17 protein-coding genes, 1 tRNA gene, 1 other RNA gene and 1 pseudogene are annotated in these 19,165 nt (G+C 66.2%); 10 read left to right on the forward strand and 10 right to left on the reverse strand.

Annotated features, from left to right (window positions below; genetic code table 11):
• Positions 1 to 3: 3 nt before the first annotated feature.
• The 3 genes from CJZ82_RS13100 to selD are packed head-to-tail and all read left to right on the forward strand — an operon-like array spanning position 4 to position 5,295.
• Positions 4 to 2,112, forward strand: coding sequence for a transglutaminase family protein (locus tag CJZ82_RS13100; RefSeq protein WP_233130243.1), 2,109 nt, complete (start codon positions 4 to 6; stop codon positions 2,110 to 2,112).
• Positions 2,109 to 3,149 (forward strand): UDP-glucose 4-epimerase GalE, encoded by a 1,041-nt coding sequence (gene galE / locus CJZ82_RS13105; RefSeq protein ID WP_094556213.1) that lies wholly within the window; start codon positions 2,109 to 2,111, stop codon positions 3,147 to 3,149. The genes CJZ82_RS13100 and galE overlap by 4 nt, the downstream gene beginning before the upstream one ends.
• Positions 3,130 to 5,295: a selenide, water dikinase SelD gene (selD, locus tag CJZ82_RS13110; RefSeq protein WP_094556214.1), complete on the forward strand. Its 2,166-nt coding sequence runs from the start codon at positions 3,130 to 3,132 to the stop codon at positions 5,293 to 5,295. The genes galE and selD overlap by 20 nt, the downstream gene beginning before the upstream one ends.
• Before the next feature lie 31 nt (positions 5,296 to 5,326).
• Here the strand turns inward: selD and CJZ82_RS13115 are convergent, their stop codons facing one another.
• Together CJZ82_RS13115 and rimM are read right to left on the reverse strand one after the other, a co-directional pair.
• Positions 5,327 to 6,778, reverse strand: a complete 1,452-nt coding sequence (locus CJZ82_RS13115; RefSeq protein WP_094556215.1) for a mannose-1-phosphate guanylyltransferase/mannose-6-phosphate isomerase — start codon at positions 6,776 to 6,778, stop codon at positions 5,327 to 5,329.
• 81 nt (positions 6,779 to 6,859) lie between these two features.
• Positions 6,860 to 7,408 carry a ribosome maturation factor RimM gene (gene rimM / locus CJZ82_RS13120; protein WP_094556216.1) on the reverse strand — a complete coding sequence of 183 codons (549 nt, stop codon included), beginning with the start codon at positions 7,406 to 7,408 and terminating at the stop codon, positions 6,860 to 6,862.
• Between the two features lie 109 nt (positions 7,409 to 7,517).
• Between rimM and CJZ82_RS13125 the strand changes: the two genes are divergently transcribed.
• Positions 7,518 to 7,709, forward strand: coding sequence for an NAD(P)H dehydrogenase subunit NdhS (locus CJZ82_RS13125; protein ID WP_233130244.1), 192 nt, complete (start codon positions 7,518 to 7,520; stop codon positions 7,707 to 7,709).
• Here the strand turns inward: CJZ82_RS13125 and rnc are convergent.
• Together rnc and rnpB are read right to left on the reverse strand one after the other, a co-directional pair.
• Complete coding sequence (gene rnc / locus CJZ82_RS13130) at positions 7,675 to 8,454, reverse strand: ribonuclease III (RefSeq protein WP_094556218.1); 780 nt, start codon at positions 8,452 to 8,454, stop codon at positions 7,675 to 7,677. The two genes, CJZ82_RS13125 and rnc, sit on opposite strands and share 35 nt — an antisense overlap.
• 24 nt (positions 8,455 to 8,478) lie before the next feature.
• Positions 8,479 to 8,891, reverse strand: an RNA gene (gene rnpB, locus CJZ82_RS13135) — RNase P RNA component class A.
• Between the two features lie 66 nt (positions 8,892 to 8,957).
• On the opposite strand from rnpB, the gene CJZ82_RS13140 reads away from it, so the two are divergent.
• The 3 genes from CJZ82_RS13140 to CJZ82_RS13150 all read left to right on the forward strand — a co-directional run bounded on the left by CJZ82_RS13140 (position 8,958) and on the right by CJZ82_RS13150 (position 10,017).
• Positions 8,958 to 9,031 (forward strand) — tRNA-Arg (locus CJZ82_RS13140).
• An 82-nt stretch (positions 9,032 to 9,113) separates the two neighbouring features.
• Entirely contained in the window at positions 9,114 to 9,470 is a 357-nt protein-coding gene (locus CJZ82_RS13145) for a hypothetical protein (protein WP_094556219.1), read from the forward strand.
• Between the two features lie 73 nt (positions 9,471 to 9,543).
• Positions 9,544 to 10,017: a hypothetical protein gene (locus tag CJZ82_RS13150; protein ID WP_094556220.1), complete on the forward strand. Its 474-nt coding sequence runs from the start codon at positions 9,544 to 9,546 to the stop codon at positions 10,015 to 10,017.
• A gap of 6 nt (positions 10,018 to 10,023) precedes the next feature.
• Here CJZ82_RS13150 and CJZ82_RS13155 read toward each other — a convergent pair whose 3' ends face one another.
• A complete protein-coding gene (locus CJZ82_RS13155) occupies positions 10,024 to 12,546 on the reverse strand; it encodes a glycogen/starch/alpha-glucan phosphorylase (protein WP_094556221.1) in 2,523 nt (840 codons plus the stop codon).
• 276 nt (positions 12,547 to 12,822) lie between these two features.
• Here CJZ82_RS13155 and CJZ82_RS13160 point away from each other — a divergent pair, with 276 nt between their 5' ends.
• On the forward strand, positions 12,823 to 14,160 hold the full coding sequence (locus tag CJZ82_RS13160; protein WP_094556222.1) for a cation:proton antiporter: 1,338 nt from the start codon (positions 12,823 to 12,825) through the stop codon (positions 14,158 to 14,160).
• A 3-nt stretch (positions 14,161 to 14,163) separates the two neighbouring features.
• Here the strand turns inward: CJZ82_RS13160 and CJZ82_RS13165 are convergent, their stop codons facing one another.
• Entirely contained in the window at positions 14,164 to 14,460 is a 297-nt protein-coding gene (locus CJZ82_RS13165; RefSeq protein WP_094556223.1) for a hypothetical protein, read from the reverse strand.
• A gap of 17 nt (positions 14,461 to 14,477) precedes the next feature.
• Between CJZ82_RS13165 and CJZ82_RS13170 the strand changes: the two genes are divergently transcribed.
• Positions 14,478 to 15,395 carry an alpha/beta fold hydrolase gene (locus CJZ82_RS13170; RefSeq protein ID WP_369820066.1) on the forward strand — a complete coding sequence of 306 codons (918 nt, stop codon included), beginning with the start codon at positions 14,478 to 14,480 and terminating at the stop codon, positions 15,393 to 15,395.
• A 6-nt stretch (positions 15,396 to 15,401) separates the two neighbouring features.
• Complete coding sequence (locus CJZ82_RS13175; RefSeq protein WP_094556225.1) at positions 15,402 to 16,283, forward strand: galactose mutarotase; 882 nt, start codon at positions 15,402 to 15,404, stop codon at positions 16,281 to 16,283.
• On the opposite strand, the gene CJZ82_RS13180 is transcribed toward CJZ82_RS13175, so the two are convergent.
• The 4 genes and pseudogenes from CJZ82_RS13180 to CJZ82_RS19060 all read right to left on the reverse strand — a co-directional run.
• Entirely contained in the window at positions 16,261 to 17,238 is a 978-nt protein-coding gene (locus CJZ82_RS13180) for an NAD(P)-dependent alcohol dehydrogenase (protein WP_094556226.1), read from the reverse strand. The genes CJZ82_RS13175 and CJZ82_RS13180 overlap by 23 nt on opposite strands.
• A 68-nt stretch (positions 17,239 to 17,306) precedes the next feature.
• The gene (locus CJZ82_RS13185) at positions 17,307 to 18,347 is read right to left on the reverse strand and encodes a hypothetical protein (protein WP_143593668.1); all 1,041 of its coding nucleotides are present in this window, start codon (positions 18,345 to 18,347) and stop codon (positions 17,307 to 17,309) included.
• Between the two features lie 252 nt (positions 18,348 to 18,599).
• Positions 18,600 to 18,839, reverse strand: coding sequence for an addiction module antidote protein (locus CJZ82_RS19390; protein WP_198949771.1), 240 nt, complete (start codon positions 18,837 to 18,839; stop codon positions 18,600 to 18,602).
• A 174-nt stretch (positions 18,840 to 19,013) separates the two neighbouring features.
• A pseudogene (locus CJZ82_RS19060) lies at positions 19,014 to 19,165 on the reverse strand (IS5/IS1182 family transposase); the annotation flags it as partial.

The following is a 19,165-nucleotide window of genomic DNA, read 5'->3' on the forward strand; positions in this document are numbered from 1 at the left end:
CCGATGGTGGTCACTGAGTCGATCCGGCCCGCCTCCGCAGATCCCGGCTGGATGGCCGTCACCGCCGTGGAGGCGGAACGGCGCCTGAGCGCCAAAGGCATTCAGCTCACCCTTGGCGGTGAGCCCACGGTCGTGCCGATCGACCCCGAGGGTGCCGAGTGGTCGGTGGCGGCCGATGGCCCCACCAAGCTGCGCTACGCGCGGCGTCTGGCCGCCGAACTGCAGCGGCGGGTCTGGCCCGGCAGCACCTTGATGTACTGCCCGGGCAAGCGCTACGACGGTGAGGTCAACCCCCGCTGGGCTCTGAGGCTGATCACAGGCCTTGATGGCAGTCCCCTGGTGCCATGGCCCCAGCAGGCTTCGGCCCCATCCCCGGCCGATCAGGCTGCTCCCGTCCCCCTGCCGGCCAAGCGGGCCGAGGATTTTCTCCATGGGATCGGCAAGGCGCTCGGCCATGAGGTCCATCCCCTGCGGCTGAAGGATCCCCTTGATCCCAGCTCCAAGGTCTGGGCTGTCCCCCTGTCCCACAGCATCCCGACAGAGGAGGAACCCGAGCTCCCCGAAGGCTGGCAGGCGGCCCGCTGGCCTCTGGCCAAACCCCTGCGCCAGCTGCTTCCAGCCAGTGGCCCGGCGGGGTTGCGCCTGCCGCTGCAGCATTTCCCCGAGGGAGTGCTGCGCCAGGTGCTCACCCTGGAGGTGAGCCCCCGTGGTTGGAACCTGTTCCTGCCTCCCCTGCACCGTCAGCCCCTGGAGCAGCTGCTGCATCTGATCGCCGAGGCCAGTGCCGGTTGGAGCCAGCCTGAACTCAGCGGCGTCCTCCCTCACGATCTCGACGGTCGCTGGAACGTGCTGGGCCTGACGGCTGATCCCGGCGTGCTGGAGGTGAACCTGCCGGTCTGCCACGGCTGGGCTGACTACAGCTTCTGGATCCGCACCCTGAGCGAGGCCTCGGAAGCGGTGGGGCTGCGCAGCTGGAAGCAGCTGGGGGATCATCGCCAGGAAGGCACCGGCGGTGGTAACCACCTGCTCTGGGGTGGCCCCAGCCTCGAGACCAATCCCTTCTTTTCAAGACCGGCCTGGCTGGTGGGGATCCTGCGCTTCTGGCAGCGGCACCCCAGCCTCTCCTACCTGTTCGGAAACAGTTCCGTCGGACCGGCGTCCCAGGCCCCCCGCCTCGACGAAGGCAGCGCCAGTTCCCTTGATCTGCAGCTGGCCCACCGGGCGATCGAATCCCTGCCTGAAGGGGATCAGCGGGTCCTGATCAGCGAGACCCTGCGCCACCTCCATGCCGACCGCAGCGGCAACACCCACCGCAGCGAGATCAGCTTCGACAAGTTCTGGAATCCCGCCTGGGCGGCCGGATGCCAGGGCCTGATCGAGTTCCGTGCGATCGAAACCCTGCCCGATCCCGACTGGACTGCGGCCATCGCCCTGCTCTGGAGCTCCCTGGCCGCCCATCTGCTCGATCCGGCCCACCGCCCCACCCAGCTGGAGCCCTTCGGGGATCGTCTCCACGATGCGATGCAGCTACCGCAGGCCATCTGGTCCGACCTCCAAGCGCTGCTGGACCTGCTGGCGCGCGATGGTCTGGTGCTGGAGCCTGAAGTCTTCCGTGCCATCTGGGAGTGGCGTTTCCCCCTGTTGCTGAGCTGGGAGCAGGAGGGAGGAGCCCGGCTGGAGATTCGCAGGGCTCTCGAGCCGTGGCCCCTGCTCTGCGATACCCCGGTTCAGGGGGGCAACACCAGCCGCTTCGTGGACAGTTCCCTGCAGCGCCTTGAGCTGAAGGCCAATGCGGAATTCCTGCAGTCCTGTGCGCTGCGCCTGAACGGCCGGGAACTGCCCCTGGGCGACGGCTGGCTCGGCCTGCGCTACCGCCACAGCCGCCTCTATCCCTCCCTCCACCCCTGCATCGATCCGCATCTGCCGCTGCGGCTGGAGATCAGCGGCCTTGACGCCGACCCGGCTCGCTTCCAGCTGGGGGCAGAGGGATCGGATCGGATCAGCTTCGAGTCCATTGAGGATCCCGACTCCAACGATGAGTGGGGCGCCGTGGGCTCCCCATGGCCTGCACCGGCGGCCGGCCTGCGCACCCTTGATCTAAGGCTGGGATGAGCCAGCTGCTGATCACCGGCGGTGCTGGCTTCATCGGCAGCCACACCTGCCTGGTGCTGCTGGAGGCGGGTCACGAGCTGGTGGTGCTCGATGACTTTTCCAACAGTTCACCCGAAGCCCTAAAGCGAGTGCTGGAGCTGGCTGGACCGCAGGCCGCCCAACGGCTGCAGCTGATCGAAGGCGATCTGCGCAGCGGCGCCGACCTGGAGCGGGCCTTCGCAGCGGCGTCGATCGAGGCCGTGGTTCACTTCGCCGGCCTCAAGGCCGTGGCTGAATCGGTGGCCGATCCCCTGCGCTACTGGGACGTGAACCTCTGCGGCAGCCGCGCTCTGCTGGCGGCCATGGTTCAGGCCGGCTGCCGCACGATCGTCTTCAGCAGCAGTGCCACGCTCTACGGCGCCCCGGAGACGGTGCCGATCGCAGAAAACGCCCGGGTCGCTCCAGTGAACCCCTACGGCTACAGCAAGGCGGCGGCGGAGCAGATGCTGGCCGATGTCTGGGCGAGCGAGCCGGGCTGGCGGGTGGCGCGCCTGCGCTATTTCAACCCCGTCGGCGCCCACCCCAGCGGGCGCATCGGCGAAGATCCAGGCGGCATTCCCAACAACCTCTTCCCCTTCCTGAGCCAGGTGGCGGTGGGACGCCGGCCGCGGCTTCAGGTGTTCGGCTCCGACTGGCCCACCCCTGACGGCACCGGCATCCGCGATTACATCCACGTGATGGATCTGGCCGACGGTCACCAGGCGGCCCTGGACGTGCTGATGGCCGAGCCCCCCCAGCTGCTCACCCTCAACCTGGGCAGCGGCCGGGGCCATTCGGTCCTGGAGGTGGTGGCCGCCTTCGAGCGGGCCTGCGGCAACGCCGTTCCCTGCGACCTTGTGCCGAGGCGCCCCGGGGATGTGGCGGCCACGGTGGCGGATCCATCGCTGGCGCAGCGGCGGCTGGCCTGGCAGACGCACCGCGACCTGGATGCCATCTGCCGCGATGGCTGGGCCTGGCAGAGTGCCAATCCCCAGGGCTATGGGCCGCGTGGGGACTGAGGAGACACTCCAGCAGCACCTGATCCTGGCCGGGGGTGGCCACAGCCATGCCCTGCTGCTGCGCCGCTGGGCCATGGAGGGCCTGCCCCGGGGGGCGCTGATCACTCTCGTCAGCCGGGCCAGCACAGCCCTTTACAGCGGCATGGTGCCGGGGCTGATCGCAGGGCTCTACAGCCGCCGCGAAGCCTCCATCGATCTCCGCCGCCTCTGCGATCGTGCCGGGGTGCGTTTCGTGCGGGCCGAGATCACCGGCCTGGATCAAGCTCATCGTGAGCTGCAGCTGGCCGGCCGTCCGCCCCTGCGCTGGGACCGGCTCAGCCTGGATGTGGGGGCTGTCACCACAGGCTCCGGTGGGATGGCGATCAAGCCGCTGGAGCCGTTCCTCGACTGGTGGGAGTCGCTGGCGCCTGGCCCAGCTCCCAGCCGGGTGCTGGGCGGCGGGGCTGCCGGGGTGGAGGTGGCCCTGGCCCTGAAGGGCCGGGGACTGCGGGTGGAGCTGGTGCGGCGAGGGCACAGCCTTGCCCTGGGCACGCCTGCGGCCAACCGGGCCGGTGAGCGGATGCTGGCGGCGGCGGGCGTGCACCTGCAGAGCCTGGACCCCGGTGCTGATGCCAGGGCCTTGGCCCTTGGATCTGGTCCACTTGTGCGCTGCACCGGCAGCCGGGCTCCGCTCTGGCTGGCGGCCGGCGGTCTGCCCTGCGATCCGGTCACGGGACGGGTCTTCACGGAGGCCAGCCTGGAGGTGGAGGGCCATCCCGGTGTGTTCGCCTGCGGCGACTGCGGCCTGGTGCGCTCGCTGCCACGCCCCCCCAGCGGAGTGTGGGCCGTGCGGGTGGCTCCCGTGCTGGCGTTCAACCTGCGCCGCTCCCTGCGCTCTGAACCCCTGCGCCGCTGGAAACCGCCACGCCATGCTCTGCAGCTGCTGGGGGATGGCGGGGCCGTCGATGGCCAGCCGCGTGCCCTGGCCCTGTGGGGACCGCTCTGCCTGGGGCCCTCCCGTTGGTTGTGGCGGTGCAAGGCCTGGATCGATCGCCGCTTCATCACCCGCTTCCAGGCTCTGGCTGCGATGGCCGAGCAGAGCCCTTGCCGCGGCTGCGCCGCCAAACTGGGCGCCGCTCCCCTGCGCGCGGCCCTGGAGCGGCTGAGCGGGGCCGCAGCTGGAGCCGGCCAGGCGGATGGGGCTCCGATTGGTGGTGACGATGCCGCCTTGGATGATCCCGACTTGGACGATGCCGCTGTGATCGCCGGTTCTCCTGAGGAAGGACTGGTGCTGCAGAGCCTCGATGGCTTCCCCGCCCTGGTGGGCGATGACTGGCTGAACGGGCGGCTGACCGCCCTGCATGCCTGCTCCGACCTCTGGGCCTGTGGCGCCCGGGTGGAGAGTGTGCAGGCCCTGGTGACCCTGCCGCGGGGAAGGGCGGCGTTGCAGGAGGAGTGGTTGCTGCAGACCCTGGCCGGGGTGCGTTCCGTGCTCGATCCCCTCGGCGCCCGGCTGGTGGGGGGGCACACCCTGGAGCAGCGCAGCGCCGCTGAGGGACTCAGCCTTGCCCTGAGTGTGAACGGCCGCTGTGAACCGGGCCGCTTCTGGGCCAAGGGCGATCTGGCGGCCGGTGATCGGTTGCTGCTCAGCCGTCCGATCGGGAGCGGCGTGCTCTTCGCGGGCGCCATGGCCGGAGCGGCGGAGCCGGAGTGGATCGATGGGGCTCTGGTGCTGATGGCCCAGAGCCAGCAGTCGCTGGTGGAGCTGCTGGCCGCCCATGGCTGCCGTGCCTGCACCGATGTCACAGGGTTCGGGCTGCTGGGGCACCTCGGTGAGATGCTGCGTGCCGCCCCTCAGCCTCTGCGGGTGGAGCTGAAGCTGGAGGCGCTGCCAGCCTTCCCCGGGGCTTTGGAGCTGCTGGAGCAGGGTTTCGCCAGCAGCCTGGCGCCCGCCAACCGCAGCGCCTGGGAGGAGCTGGAGAGCGGCAGGGTTCAGGCCGTGCCGCTCACGGCCCCCTGGCGTGAGCTGCTGATCGACCCCCAGACCTGCGGTCCGCTGCTGGCGTCCCTGCCGGAGTCCGAGGCTGAGGCGGCTCTGGCGGCGGTGCGTGCAGCTGGCTTTCGGCGGGCGGAGCTGATCGGGACCGTGCTGGCCGGCCCTGCCTGAACAGGTGACGAAGCTCAGCGGACCGGAGACCTCAGCGAAGCGGAAGGCTCATGTCTGAGCGTCCGTAGCGATCCTCGAAGCGGACGATGTCGTCCTCGCCGAGGTAGGGGCCGCTCTGCACCTCGATCATCTCCACGGGGATCTTGCCGGGATTGCTGAGCCGGTGTTTGGCGCCCAGGGGGATGTAGGTGCTCTGGTTCTCTCCCACGAGTTCCTCGACCCCGTCCTTTTCCACAACGGCCGTGCCTTGCACCACCACCCAGTGCTCAGCGCGGTGGTGGTGCATCTGCAGCGAGAGGCTGGCGCCGGGATTGACCACGATCTTCTTGACCTGCCAGCGCCTCCCCTCGACGATGCCGTCGTAGGAGCCCCAGGGGCGGTAGATGCGGCGGTGGGCCTTGCCCTCGGGGCTGCCGCTGGCGGCGAGGCGGTTCACGATCGTCTTCACGTCCTGGGCGCGGTCGCGGTGGGCCACCAGCACGGCGTCATCGGTTTCGATCACCACCAGATCCTCCACTCCCAGACCCACCACCAGCCGGTGCTCGCTGCGCAGGTAGCAATTGCGAGAGCCCTCGCTGATCACCCGTCCGCGCAGGACGTTGCCGTCGCTGTCGCGCTCGCCCGTGTCCCAGAGGGCGCTCCAGCTGCCCACATCGCTCCAGCCCGCCTCCAGGGGCAGCACAGCGCCCAGGCCCGTGCGCTCCATCACCGCCACGTCGATGGCGACATTGGGGCAGCTGGCGAACGACTCCCGCTCCAGGCGCAGGAAGTCGAGATCGGCGCTGTCGTGGTCGATGGCCCCGCGGCAGCAGCTCACCACCTCCGGCGCCAGCCGCTCCAGCTCAGCGAGGATGGCGCTGGCGCGGAAGAGGAACATGCCGCTGTTCCAGGTGAAGCGGCCACTGGCCAGGAAGGCCTCCGCCGTGGCCGCATCGGGTTTCTCCACGAAGCGGGCGATCGGGGTGGGCGCCTGGAGCAGGGGCTCCACCGCCTCGATGTAGCCGTAACCGGTTTCCGGGGCCGTGGGCACGATGCCGAAGGCCACCAGCAGTCCGCTCTCGGCGGCGGCGCGGCCCGCCTCGACGGTGGCGCGGAAGCGTGCCCCATCCTGAATGACGTGATCGGCGGCGAGCACCAGCAGCAGGGGATCCTCCCCCCGGCTGGTGGCATGCAGGGCCGCCACCGCGATGGCTGGCGCCGTATTGCGACCGAGGGGCTCGAGCAGGATTGCGCCGGGCTCCACCCCGATCTGGCGCATCTGCTCGGCCACGATGAAGCGGTGATCCTCGTTGCAGATCAGCAGGGGAGCTCCGAGCTGGTTCAGCCCCTTGAGCCGCAACTGGGTCTGCTGCAGCAGGGTCTCGTCGCCGCTGCCGGCCAGGGGCCAGTACTGCTTGGGATAGCTGGCGCGCGACAGGGGCCAGAGGCGGGTGCCGGTGCCGCCGCAGAGGATCACGGGAACGAGGGAAGCCGCTGGGCTCATCGTCGGATCCACCTGAGGCAGGGCAAGGCTGGCTCGAATCTTATGGGGAACACCCTGGGGCGTCAGCCTTCAGCCAGACCCTCACGGGTCGAGCAGCCCCGGCGGTGGGGTGATCTCCAGCCAGCCGCCGGCAATGTCCACCCGCGGAACGATCGCCTCCACGAAGGGAATCAGCGCCCGCCGGGTCGGCTCACCGTTGAGCTCCACCTCCAGCAGGTCGTTGCCGGCATGTATCAGATCCACCACGGTGCCGATCACCTCACCCTGGGGGGCCAGGCGCACCTGCAGCCCCTGCAGATCGAGCAGGTGGAACTCCCCCTCCTGCAGGCGGGGCCGATCGCCTGCTTCCACCAGCAGATCCTGGTGCACCAGGGCCTCGGCTTCCTCCCGCGTGCCGACCCCCTCCAGCCGCACAACGAACAGCTCCCGGCCGGGCAGTTGACGGCCCGAGAGAAGTTGCACGGCGCGAGCGGGTTCCTGGGCGCGGCGCAGCCAGCGCTGCCCAGGCCGTGTGAAGCGTTCAGGAAAGTCGGTGCGGGGCACCACCCGCAGCTCCCCCTCCAGCCCCTGGGCCGCCACCACCTTCCCCACCACCAGCCACGCCTCAGTCCCGTCGCTTTCGTTCACCATCGACCCACCATCGACTGATCCACCGTGCATCTGCGCCCCATCCTGCCGATCGGCTCGATAATGGATATCTAATTGCGTTCCCTCCATGGCTGCGGCTGATTCCTCTTCAGTGGATGCACAGCCTGTGGCGCCGCTGGTGCTGCCTGGCACCACCGTCGTTGTGCGGGATCAACGCTCGATCTACAACGGCTACCGGGGCTTCGTGCAGCGCATCAGCGGCAGCCAGGCGGCGGTGCTGTTCGAGCGGGGCAACTGGGACAAGCTGGTCACGATGCCTCTGACGACGCTGGAAGCGAGCTGACTCCCTGCCGCTGTGCCAGGGCCATTCGGGCCGCCTGCTGCTCTGCGTCGCGCCTTGAGCCTCCCCAGCCCTCACCCAGTGGCTGCCCGTTCAGGTTCACGCAGCAGTGAAAGCGTCTGGGGTCGCCATGGAGGCGGCTGCGTTCTTCGCAGAGATAGCGGGGCAGGCCGATCCCCTGAGCCTGGCTCCACTCCTGCAGACCCGTCTTCCAGTTGTGGCGGTAGGGATCGGCCAGGAGCTCACTGGCGCTGCGTTGCCAGTGGGGGGTGAGCCAGCTGTGCACCGCCGCCAGGCTGCCTGTGGCCTCGTAAAGCCCGCCGATCAGGGCCTCGCAGATTTCGGCGCGGATCGTCTGCCGCGCCGCGCTGTCGCCTGCCGCCACCGGGCCGAGGTGCACCATCGCCTCGATGCCGCAGCGCTCTGCCAGCTCAGCCAGCCAGCGGTCGCTCACCAACTGGGCCCTCAGGGCCGAGCGCTGGCCGACGTCCATGGCGCGGTGGTGGCGCTCCAGGTATTCCGCCGCCGCCAGCCGCAGCACGGCGTCGCCGAGAAACTCCAGACGTTCGTGGTTGCTTGGCCGGCCTGCGGAACTGTGGGTGAGGGCCTCCTCGATCGGGGCGAGGTCGAGGTCGGGGTTCAGGGGATCGGTCAGCCCGAGGCCTGTCAGCCCGAGCCCCGCGAGGAACTCCACCAGGCGGCGGCGGCGCTCATCACTCAGGGGCACGGGGACTTCGCGGAGGAGCATCGGCCTCCCTGGGGAGGCTTGAAAGGGTGAAAGCAGGACATAAGCCGGGTTCTGTTCCGGTCCGCCGGAGCGGACCGGGGTGGGCATCTGTCTGGGACCGCCGTTACCGACGGCCTCGAGCGGCGCACTTGTATCGGGACGGGTGTCATGGCCAACCGTTGTCCCTGGGCCTTGCTCCCAGCCGGGGTTTACCGAGCCAGCACCTCTCGATGCTGCTGGTGCGCTCTTACCGCACCCTTGCACCCTTGCCTGTGCCCACCGGGCAAGCCCGGTGGGCCATCGGCGGTGTGTTTCTGTGGCACTCTCCTCACGGTCACCCGCACTGGGCGTTACCCAGCAAGCCTGGCCATTGGGGAGCCCGGACTTTCCTCAACCGAAGCCGGAGTCACCAGCCGAAACTGATCTCCCCTTCGATCGCGACCACCTCGCCTGCTTTCACTCACGACTTTAGGCAGAGGGGGTCTGGCCTCAGGGAACGGCCCATGCCGATAATGAGCAGCCTGGGGGCTGTAGCTCAGCCGGATAGAGCGACGGTTTCCTAAACCGTAGGTCGTGGGTTCGAGTCCCGCCAGCCCCGTACACTTGGTAGGGAACGCTACCGGTGGTGGCCTTCCCAAGCGGGGCTCCCTGGCTAGCGTTGAGAAGGCCGTGATCCCTGCATGAACGAGCTTCACGATCTGCGTCTGCGCTTGCTGGTGCAGCAGGAGGGTGAGCGGATCGCCCGCAGCCATCCTGATGAACTTGACCTTTCCGTCGTTCAGGCCCGCTGCCTCTGCTGGCTGGCACTGCTGGCCGAGGTGCATCAGGAACAGTCGGTCGAGGCGGAGCAACGGGGTGACATGGAGCAGGCGATGGGCTGGTTTGCCGATTCGATGCGCCTGCGCGACGTGATCCAGCTGGTGAGTTCGATCGAAATTCCCCTGCCCAGCGTCCAGGAGGACGGCGGTTACGGCGACGACGCTGACGGGGATGACGATCAGCTGGACCTGCTGGGCCCCTTCGATCGCCTGGTCTGAGGCTCCCGGGGCTCCCAGCGGCAGCCCCGGACATCCAATGCCATGATGGGGATCAAGGAACCAAGGGAGCGCGGTGCCCGAAGAGCCCTGCCAATGCCCTGACTGTCAGCGGTTTTATCGGGAACATGACCGATTGATCCGGGAGAATCCCACTCTGCGGCAGCAGCAGGAACTCAATTGGGCTGCGCTGCAGTCGTTCCGCACCCTGGCAGGCCGGGTGCTGGAAGAGCTGCAGAAAACCCACGGCGACGGCGAGGCCGAGCAGTCCACGCCTCAGCCCGCTGCCTCAGCCCCCGCAGACGCCAGCGGCTCCCCCGAGGAGGAGAGCCTGCAGCAGGCGATTGCCGATCTGGAGAACATCAATGCCCATCTGTTCTCGATCGAAGCGCTGATGGAGCGCATCTTTGATGTGCGTGTCCCTGAGGACGTGGAGCAGAAATTCCGGGAGCTGGCCGGGGAGCTGGCCCCCGACCCCCTCAATGCCGATCGCCTGCGGCTGAACCGCCTGCTGCACCAGACCCCCGATCTGCCGGACCACCGGCCCTGAGCGCCCTCAGTCGATCTCACAGCTGATCGTCACCGGGAAGGGCTCTGCCCGCCAGATCCGCTTGGCGTACTCCCGGATCGAGCGGTCGCTGCTGAAGAAGCCGGTTCGCGCCGTGTTCAGCAGTGACATCCGGTTCCAGGTGGTGCGATCACCCCAGGTCTGACTGACCGCGTCCTGGGCGCGCATGTAGTCGCTGAAGTCGGCCATCAGGTAGTAGGGATCACGGCTGGTGAGGTTCTGCAGCAGGGGCTTGAACAGCTCCGTGTCGCCATTGCTGAAGTGACCCTGCTCCACCAGCCGCAGCGCCTCCGGCAGTTCCGGGATGCTGGCGATCAGCTCCCAGGGGCGGTACCCGCTTGCGCGCAGGGCCTCAATGCCGTCGGTGGTGTGGCCGAACAGGAAAAAGTTCTCGGCTCCCACCTGCTCGCGGATCTCCACGTTGGCGCCATCGAGGGTGCCGATCGTGAGCGCCCCGTTCATGGCGAATTTCATGTTGCCGGTGCCGGAGGCCTCCAGCCCAGCCGTGGAGATCTGCTCGGAGAGGTCTGAGGCCGGATACACCCGTTGTCCCAGGCTGACGTTGTAGTCAGGCAGGAACACCACCCGCAGGCGGCCGTCCATATCAGGGTCGGCGTTGATCGTTTCGGCAATGCCGTTGAGGAAGCGGATGATCAGCTTGGCCATGTAGTAGCCAGGTGCCGCCTTGCCTCCGAAGATCACGGTGCGCGGGGCGAAGTTGTCGCCGAGGCCGTTCTTGATGCGCAGGTACTGGGCGATCACCTGCAGGGCATTCAGGTGCTGGCGCTTGTATTCGTGGATCCGCTTCACCTGCACATCGAAGAGCGAGGAGGGATCCACCAGCAGTCCGCTCTGGCGGTGGATGTACTGGGCCAGATGACGCTTCACCGCCAGCTTGGTCTGGCCCCAGCGCTCCAGGAAGCCAGCGTCGTTCTGGAAGGCCTCCAGCTGGCGCAGGTCGTCGAGGTTGCGCACCCAGTCCTGACCGATCACCTCATTGAGCAGCTCCCGCAACAAGGGATTGGCGAGGGCGATCCAGCGGCGTGGTGTGACGCCGTTGGTCACGTTGGTGAATTTGTCGGGCCAGAGGGAGGCGAATTCAGGGAAGAGCTGGGTGCGCACCAGTTCGCTGTGCAGGGCAGCCACACCGTTGACGTGGTGGGAGGCCACGGTGGCCAGGTGGGCCATCCGCACCGCCTTGCCTTCGCTCTCATCAATGATCGAAACCCGCCTCAGCATCGTCTCGTTGCCTGGATGCTTCAGCCGAACCGTTTGCAGGAAGCGTCGGTTGATCTCGAAGATCAGCTCCAGGTGTCGCGGCAGCAGTGAGCCGAAGAGATCCAGGCCCCATTTCTCCAGGGCTTCCGGCAACAGTGTGTGGTTGGTGTAGGCCAACGAGCGGGTGGTGATGTCCCAGGCGGCATCCCAGCTCAGCTGTTTGTGATCGATCAGCAACCGCATCAGCTCAGCCACCGCGATCGCCGGGTGGGTGTCGTTGAGCTGCACCGACCAGTGCTCCGGGAAGTCGGTGATCGGCAGGTCACGCAGCTCCAGACTGCGCAGCATGTCCTGCAGGGAGCAGCTCACGAAGAAGTGCTGCTGCTTGAGGCGCAGGCGCCGGCCTTCATCGGTGCCGTCGTTCGGATAGAGCACCTTGGAGAGGGTCTCGGAGCCCACCTTCTCCTCAACTGCGCCGTAGTAGTCGCCGATGTTGAAGGCGTAGAAATCGAAGCTCTCAGAGGCCTCCGCTGACCACAGCCGCAGGCGGTTGCAGGTGTTCACCCTGTAGCCCAGCACGGGCACGTCGTGGGGGACACCGATGGCGTGCTGGGAGGGAATCCAGCGCACCCGGTAATCCCCGTGGGTGTCGCGGTAGTTCTCGGTGTGGCCGCCGAAGCCGACGAAGCAGGCCTGGTCGGGGCGGGGAAGTTCCCAGGGCCAGCCGCCCTTGAGCCATTTGTCGGTGATCTCCACCTGCCAGCCATCGCGGATCAGCTGGTCGAAGATGCCGAATTCGTAGCGAATGCCATAGCCGGTGGCGGGGATCTCCAGGCTGGAGAGGGATTCGAGGTAGCAGGCGGCAAGCCGGCCGAGCCCCCCATTCCCCAGGCCCGGTTCCTCCTCCACCTCGAGGATCTCTTCGAGCGAGTCAATCCCGAAACGGCGCAGGGCCTCGGCAGCTTCGTCCTGGATGCCGAGCATCAGCAGGTTGTTGCCCAGCTGGGGGCCGATCAGGAATTCGGCGGAGAGATAGGCCACCACGCGGGTGGGCGTGGCCGAGATCGCCTCGATTCCAGCCAGGTAGCGGGTCATCAGCCGGTCGCGTACCGCGTAGCTCAGGGCCACGTAGAGGTCGTGGTGGCTGGCGGTGGGGGCGAGCTGGCCGAGCGTGTAGAAGAGATGCTCGGTCATGCCGTCGAAGACGCCATCAGCCGTGAGGCCGCTGCGATCAGGGTCGGCGTAGCAGCCCGGGGTGGGCAGCCTCAGCTGGCTGGGCGGAGCTTCGGTCATGGAGGTGGGGCGAAGGGGGTGGAGCGGCGAAGCTGAACAACGGTCGGCTGTGAAAAGCGACGCCGGTCCGATCCGTGCGCAGGCCCACTCTGGCTCAGCCCCGATACGGACGCTCCTGATGCCCATCAGGCAGTTCCGTATCAGCCTGACCAGTCGTCGATCGGTGTGGATTCACTGATGGTGGCCATACCTCACTCTGGACAGAAGCCAATCCCTGCCGCAGATCCCGCTTATCGTCTCCCCCAACTTCAACCACGTGCCGCCACACCGGCCTGAATGACTTTTCCGACTCTCCTGCTTGAAATCGGGAATCACAATGTGGAGGTGGCCGAAACCCTGATCGGGGTCGGCCGTTTTCTGCTGATTTTCCTGGCCGCGCGCACTCTTGCCGAGATCATGGTCCGGCTCCAGCTCCCCACCATCCTTGGTGAGCTGGTGGCGGGGGTGCTGATCGGCCTCTCAGGCCTGCACCTGATTCTCCCTCCTGAAACCGGAGCGGCATTGAGCAACTGGTTCACTTCCGCGGTGGCTTCTCTCTCATCGCTGTCGCCCGATGCGGTCGAGTCGATCTACATCGAGACTTTCCCCAACCTGCAGGCGGTGGCCACCCTTGGCCTGTTCGCCCTGCTGTTCCTCACGGGCCTCGAGAGTGAGCTCGACGAGCTGGTGGCGGTGGGAGCCCAGGCCACCACGGTGGCCTGCACGGGTGTGGTTCTGCCCTTTGCGATGGGAACTTTAGGACTGCTGTATTTCTTCCACGTTCCGCTGATTCCAGCGATCTTCGCCGGTGCGGCCATGACCGCCACCAGCATCGGCATCACCGCCAGTGTCTTCGGCGAACTCAAATACCTCAAGACCCGCGAAGGTCAGACTGTGATCGGTGCCGCTGTTCTCGATGACATCCTCGGCATCGTCATCCTGGCCGTGGTGGTGGCCGTGGCCGGTGGAGGAGCCTTCGAGGTCGGCCCGATCGTGAAGCTGCTCGTGGCAGCAGCACTGTTTGTGGGTGTTTCCCTGTTCCTGAGCCGCACGGCGGCCCCCGCCTTCGACTGGCTGCTGGATCGGCTCAAAGCCCCCGGTGAAGTGGTGGTGGCTTCCTTCGTGGTGCTCTGTCTCTGCTGTTTCGCCGCCCAGGCCATCGGCCTTGAAGCGGCTCTTGGCGCCTTTGCCGCTGGTCTGATCCTGAGCGGATCACGCAACACACACGCCATTCAGGAAACGGTGAAGCCCCTGGTATCACTGTTTGCCACCATCTTCTTCGTGCTGATCGGCACCAGCATGGATCTGTCTGTGCTCAACCCGATGGATCCCGCCAACCGCCCCGGCCTGGTGATGGCCGCCTTCCTGCTGGTGGTGGCGATCGCCGGCAAGGTGGCCTCCGGCTGGACTTACTTCAGCAAGGAGAAGACCAACCGCCTGGTGGTGGGCCTGGGGATGATGCCCCGCGGTGAAGTGGGCCTGATTTTCCTTGGTCTGGGCACCCAGGCCGGTCTGCTCACCCCGGCACTGGAGGCGGCGATTCTGTTGATGGTGATCGGCACCACCTTCCTTTCCCCGATCCTGCTGCGGGTGGTGCTCAGCCGCGAGGAGAAGCTGGCTGAACAACCTGCCTGAGGCTCAGCTCTCGTCACGCCGGGAGGCGATCGTCCAGAACGCGCCGGCGAGCACCACCATCAGCCCGAGGCTGGCGGCCCAGCTCGGGCTAAGGGCCCAGCCCAGCGCCAGCTGGGTGATCCCCCCAACGGCGAACGCCAGCAACACGCTGCTCAACAGCAGCACGATCACGCGCAGGCCTTCAGGGAGCGGTCCTTCAGCCAGGGCCTCATCCAGACGGGCCAGCGGCACAGAGAGGGGCAGATACAAAGCCAGGGCCCACAGGGCCGTTCCCGGCAGCAGGCTTGACCAGTCGAGCACGGAGCGAACCCACCGAATTGATCCCTAGCATCGACGACCAAGCCAAGCCTGCGTTGATCGGCATCCGCCCCGAGCCCTGGACCCATGACGGTCACGGGGTCCATGCCCTGGCCAGCCGACCGAAGCAGCCCCAGGGTCCGGCGCTGCTGCTGGTTCACGGCTTCGGCGCTTCTACCGACCACTGGCGGTACAACATCCCCGTGCTGAGCGAACGGCATGAGGTTCATGCCCTCGACCTGCTGGGCTTCGGCCGCAGTGCCAAACCCTCGGGTCTTTCCTATGGCGGAGCGCTCTGGCGGGATCAGCTGGTGGCCTACGTGCGCGAGCGGATCGGTCGGCCCACGGTGCTTGTGGGCAATTCTCTCGGGGGCTTTGCCGCTCTGGCGGCGGGTGCGGCCCTGGGGAGCGAGGCGGCCGGGGTGGTGCTGATCAATGCCGCTGGCCCCTTCAGTGACGAGCAGGCCGAACCGAAGGGCTGGGGCGCGATCACGAAGCGCACTATCGGTGGCGCCCTGTTGCGCAGCCCGCTGCTGCAGCGTCTGCTGTTCGAGAACATGCGCCGCCCGGCCGTGATCCGGCGCACACTCAATCAGGTCTATGTCGATCGCAGCAACGTGGACGACGAGCTGGTGGAGGCGATCCGGCGGCCGTCGCTGGATCCTGGGGCCTTCGGGGTGTTCCGCACCGTCTTCGACATTCCCCGTGGCCAGCCGCTCGATGAACTCTTTGCCGAGCTTCAGGCACCCCTGCTGCTGCTCTGGGGAATCCGCGACCCCTGGATCAACGCCGCCGGCCGCCGCGCCGCCTTCCAGCGCCACGCTCCGGCCGCCACGAGCGAGGTGGTGCTCGACGCCGGACACTGCCCCCACGATGAAGTGCCCGAGCAGGTGAACGCCGCTCTGCTGGAGTGGCTCGCGAGCTTGCCCGCTGCCTGAGGTCCCATGCCCCTGACCCAACGCACCACGCCCCACCCCCACTGGGAGTTCAGCGCTGCCGCAGGCGGTGATCTGCTGCGGTTGGTGCCGGAGCGAGGCGGGTTGCTCAGCGGTTGGCGCTGCAACGGCCGTGAGCTGCTGTATCTCGACGAGGCCCGCTTCGCCGATCCGGCCCTCTCGGTGCGGGGCGGCATGCCGGTGCTGTTTCCGATCTGCGGCAATCTCCCAGCTGATCAGCTGCCGCTGCCGCAGGGGGTATTCACGCTCAAGCAGCACGGATTTGCCCGCGATCTGCCCTGGGATCTGGAGGAGCTGCCAGGAGCTGTGGGCGTGCGCCTGACTCTCTCTGACAGCTCCGCCAGCCAGGCCATGTTCCCCTTCCCCTTCCGGCTGCAGCTGGAGCTGCGCCCGGTGCCAGGGGGGCTGGCGATCACGGTGGAGCTGCATAACCCCGGTGTGGATCCGCTGCCGTTCGCCTTCGGGCTGCACCCGTATTTCGCCGTCACCTCACTGGCGATGGCGTCGCTGGAGGGCCTGCCGGAGCGCTGCTTCGACCACGGCACCATGGCTCCTGCCGCCACCACCCCGCTGCTGGAGGGGCTGGAGCAGGGGGTGGATCTGCTGGCTCAGCCCGCTGGTCCGGTGCGTTTGCTGGACCGCCAAGCGGGTGTGGTCCTGGAGCTCCAGGCCGAAGCCCCCTTCGATCTGGCCGTAGTCTGGAGCGATCCCCCACGCTCGATGGTCTGCCTGGAGCCCTGGACAGCTCCACGGGGCGCCCTGGTGAGTGGTGAGCGGCGGCTGGAGGTGGCTCCCGGGGAGTCGTGCCGGCTGGCCTGTCGATATCAGCTGCTCGAGGGCGCGGAAGTCAGCACTGAGGATCCAGGGTGATCACCACATTGCCTTTTTTGCGGCCGCTGTCGACATAGCGGTGGGCGGCCACGATCTGATCCAGTGGGTAATGGCGATCGATCACGGGTTTGTAGACCCCGGCCTCGGCCAGCTCGGCGAGCTGGCCGAGGCCGGCCCGCACACTCACCGGACCGGCGATCACCGTCTTGTCACTGCTGAATGTCTGCCAGATACTGCGCAGCATGGCGGCCAGCCCCGCCTGCACCAGCACCAGACGACCTCCCGGCCTGAGGCAGCCACGGCTGCGGGCAAAAGGTGCCGTGCCGGCGGTGTCGATGATCACGTCGTAGGTGTCACCGTTCTGACTGAAATCAGTTTGCTGGTAATCGATCACCTGCCCAGCCCCCAGGGAACGCACCAGCTCCAGGTTGGCTTCGCTGCACACCCCGATCACTTCGGCTCCCAGGTGTCGTGCCAGCTGCACCGCAGCTGTGCCGACGCTGCCTGAAGCGCCATTGATCAGGACGCGCTCTCCTGGCTGAACCTTGGCCTTGCGCAGGAAAGCTAGGGCCGTGGTGCCACCGAAGCAGAGCGCGGCAGCTTCACTGAAGCTGAGATTGGAAGGCTTGAGGGCCAGCAGACCATCCTCCTGCAGGCAGACATACTCCGCGTGGCAACCCATGGCGGTGTCGCTGAAGGCCACCACCGGATCACCGACCTTGAAGCGACTCACCTCCCCACCCACCGCTTCGACGACTCCGGCCAGCTCACTTCCCAGGATCGGTTGCCTCGGTTTCGAGAAGCCGAACACCAGGCGCGTGATCAGCCCGAAACCGGCAGGCACCTCCAGGCTGCGGACCCTCCAGTCGCCGGAGCTCACTGTGGTGGCTCTGACCTGGATCAACACCCCATGGGCTGCCGGGATGGGCTTGGCCACATCAACGAGGTGGAGCACTTCAGGTGATCCGTAGCGCTCACATACGACGGCTCTCATGGTTGATGTTTCCAGAAGAAGGTATTTGGCCTTGAGGCAGCTGAGAGCATTGTCTTCTGATGATCATCTCAGTGGTTGCTGGGCCAGAAATCGGGCTGATCGATCATGGGTTTCCGCATCGGCAGAACGTGAAACCGGCGGCGGATCTCCAGCAGCGGTTCCGCGGCGATGGCCAGATGATCCAGCTGGCTGAAGTCTCCCCGGCAGGCCGCTCCCCGCACGAGAGATTCCGCCAAGAGTTCCGCCGAGCCGGGAAGGTCGAGAGCGCCGCGGCGGCCGTCTACGCCGTGATAAGGCTCTCCACCGCCGCCGTAGGGGATGAACTGCAGATCGGTGCCGTGCTTGAACAGACCCACCTCATGGATCAGGAAATTCGTGAGTGAGGCCATCCAGTTGGCATCGCTGTTGTTCAGGGCCAGCTTGAACGCACCCAGGGCAATTTCCCCGGGGCCTGTGGGTTCATAGCCGCTGATCACATGATTCATGTCATGGCAGACGTAGTACCCGGGATTCGGCGTATTGCGACTCGGCACGGTCATGCCGTTGCGCTCATAGAGCTGGATGAAGGCCCACCCCAGGCTGCCGTAGGGCATCTCAGCCAATCGTTCGATGGCTTCGAAGAAGGAATCGTCGTACTCCTGCTTGCCGCTGCCAGTCTGATGATCCTGATGCTCGGAGAGTTCTGGCATGTACTTGTCGTACATGCGAATGAACTTGGCCGTTGCCTCCGCTGCGGAGAGATGCGCGAAGTCGCGCACGATCTCGAGTTGTGGTGGATCGATCCGCAGGGCTTCTGCATAGGTTTCCAGTTGCTTCAGCTGCGCTTCGCTCTTGGGATGCCGGCAAAGATCCAGGATGATGGCCATCTGAAGAAACAGCCGACGCCAGACGGAATCCACCAGCTCCTCAGCCAGTTGGTTGGGGCTGAGGGGCTCGATCGTCGCCAGCGTGGTGCTCTGCTGCCCAAGGAGATGGGTGGCCAGGGCCCTGAACACACGTTGCTGTTCAGCTGTGGGTCCGCCGTCGACCTCCATCAATCCACACAGCCCACGCGACAGGGCTCGGGCGGCAGTCGGCAGGACCGGGAAGGGAATCGTGGTGAGCGTCACGGCAGTAGATCAGTCTTGTGTAGAGGGTAGAGATGCCGGCTGAAGGCTGCACTGCTGCGGCCAGCCAAAGGTCATCGATTTACTGAACTGGTTTATCCCACCATCCCACGATAGGTGATCCAGTAGTTGCTGATTATGGAATAACTTGGCAGAAAAGTACAATCGAGGCTGCTCTGAGTGGTGGGCAAGGCTTATCTGATGCTAGAAGTGAACTTGTTGTGACCTGTCCACTCGGAGGGCTTGTTAGCCGTCTTAATCAATGGCCTGTGCGTGAAGCCGCAACCCAAGAGCCTTGGCTACTTTGAGTACTGTCGCGAAACTAGGATTTCCTTCGGAACTAAGTGCCCTGTATAAGCTCTCTCGGCTAAGGCCAGCATCCTTTGCCACTTGTGACATACCCTTGGCTCGAGCAATATCTCCCAGGGCTCGCGCAATGCCGGCAACATCCTCAGGTGCTTCTTCAAGCCAAACATCTAGGGAAACTCTGATCAAGACGGCTTAACCCATAAAACCTAGTCTCATTCTCGTCAATGAGACGATGCTGAGCAGAATTTGCCCCCATTCACTCACTCCAGTCCTTGCAGAGACGTTCAGGCAGTTTCCAGCATGCATTTTGTTTTGATATTTGGATGAATGTCGACCTTTAAGACTCACTAAACCCTTGTACTACGCTGGATCAGGTATTCGTTCCCGAACCATCCAAAGGTTTGCCAGGGCAAAGAGCAACTTCAGCTTGAGGTCGTTCTTGCGGATACCTCGGTAGAAGACCTTCCGGAATCCGAACTGACATTTGATGATGCGAAAGGGATGCTCCACTT

It is taken from the genome of Synechococcus sp. 1G10, from assembly GCF_002252625.1.
Lineage (GTDB): Bacteria > Cyanobacteriota > Cyanobacteriia > PCC-6307 > Cyanobiaceae > Regnicoccus_A.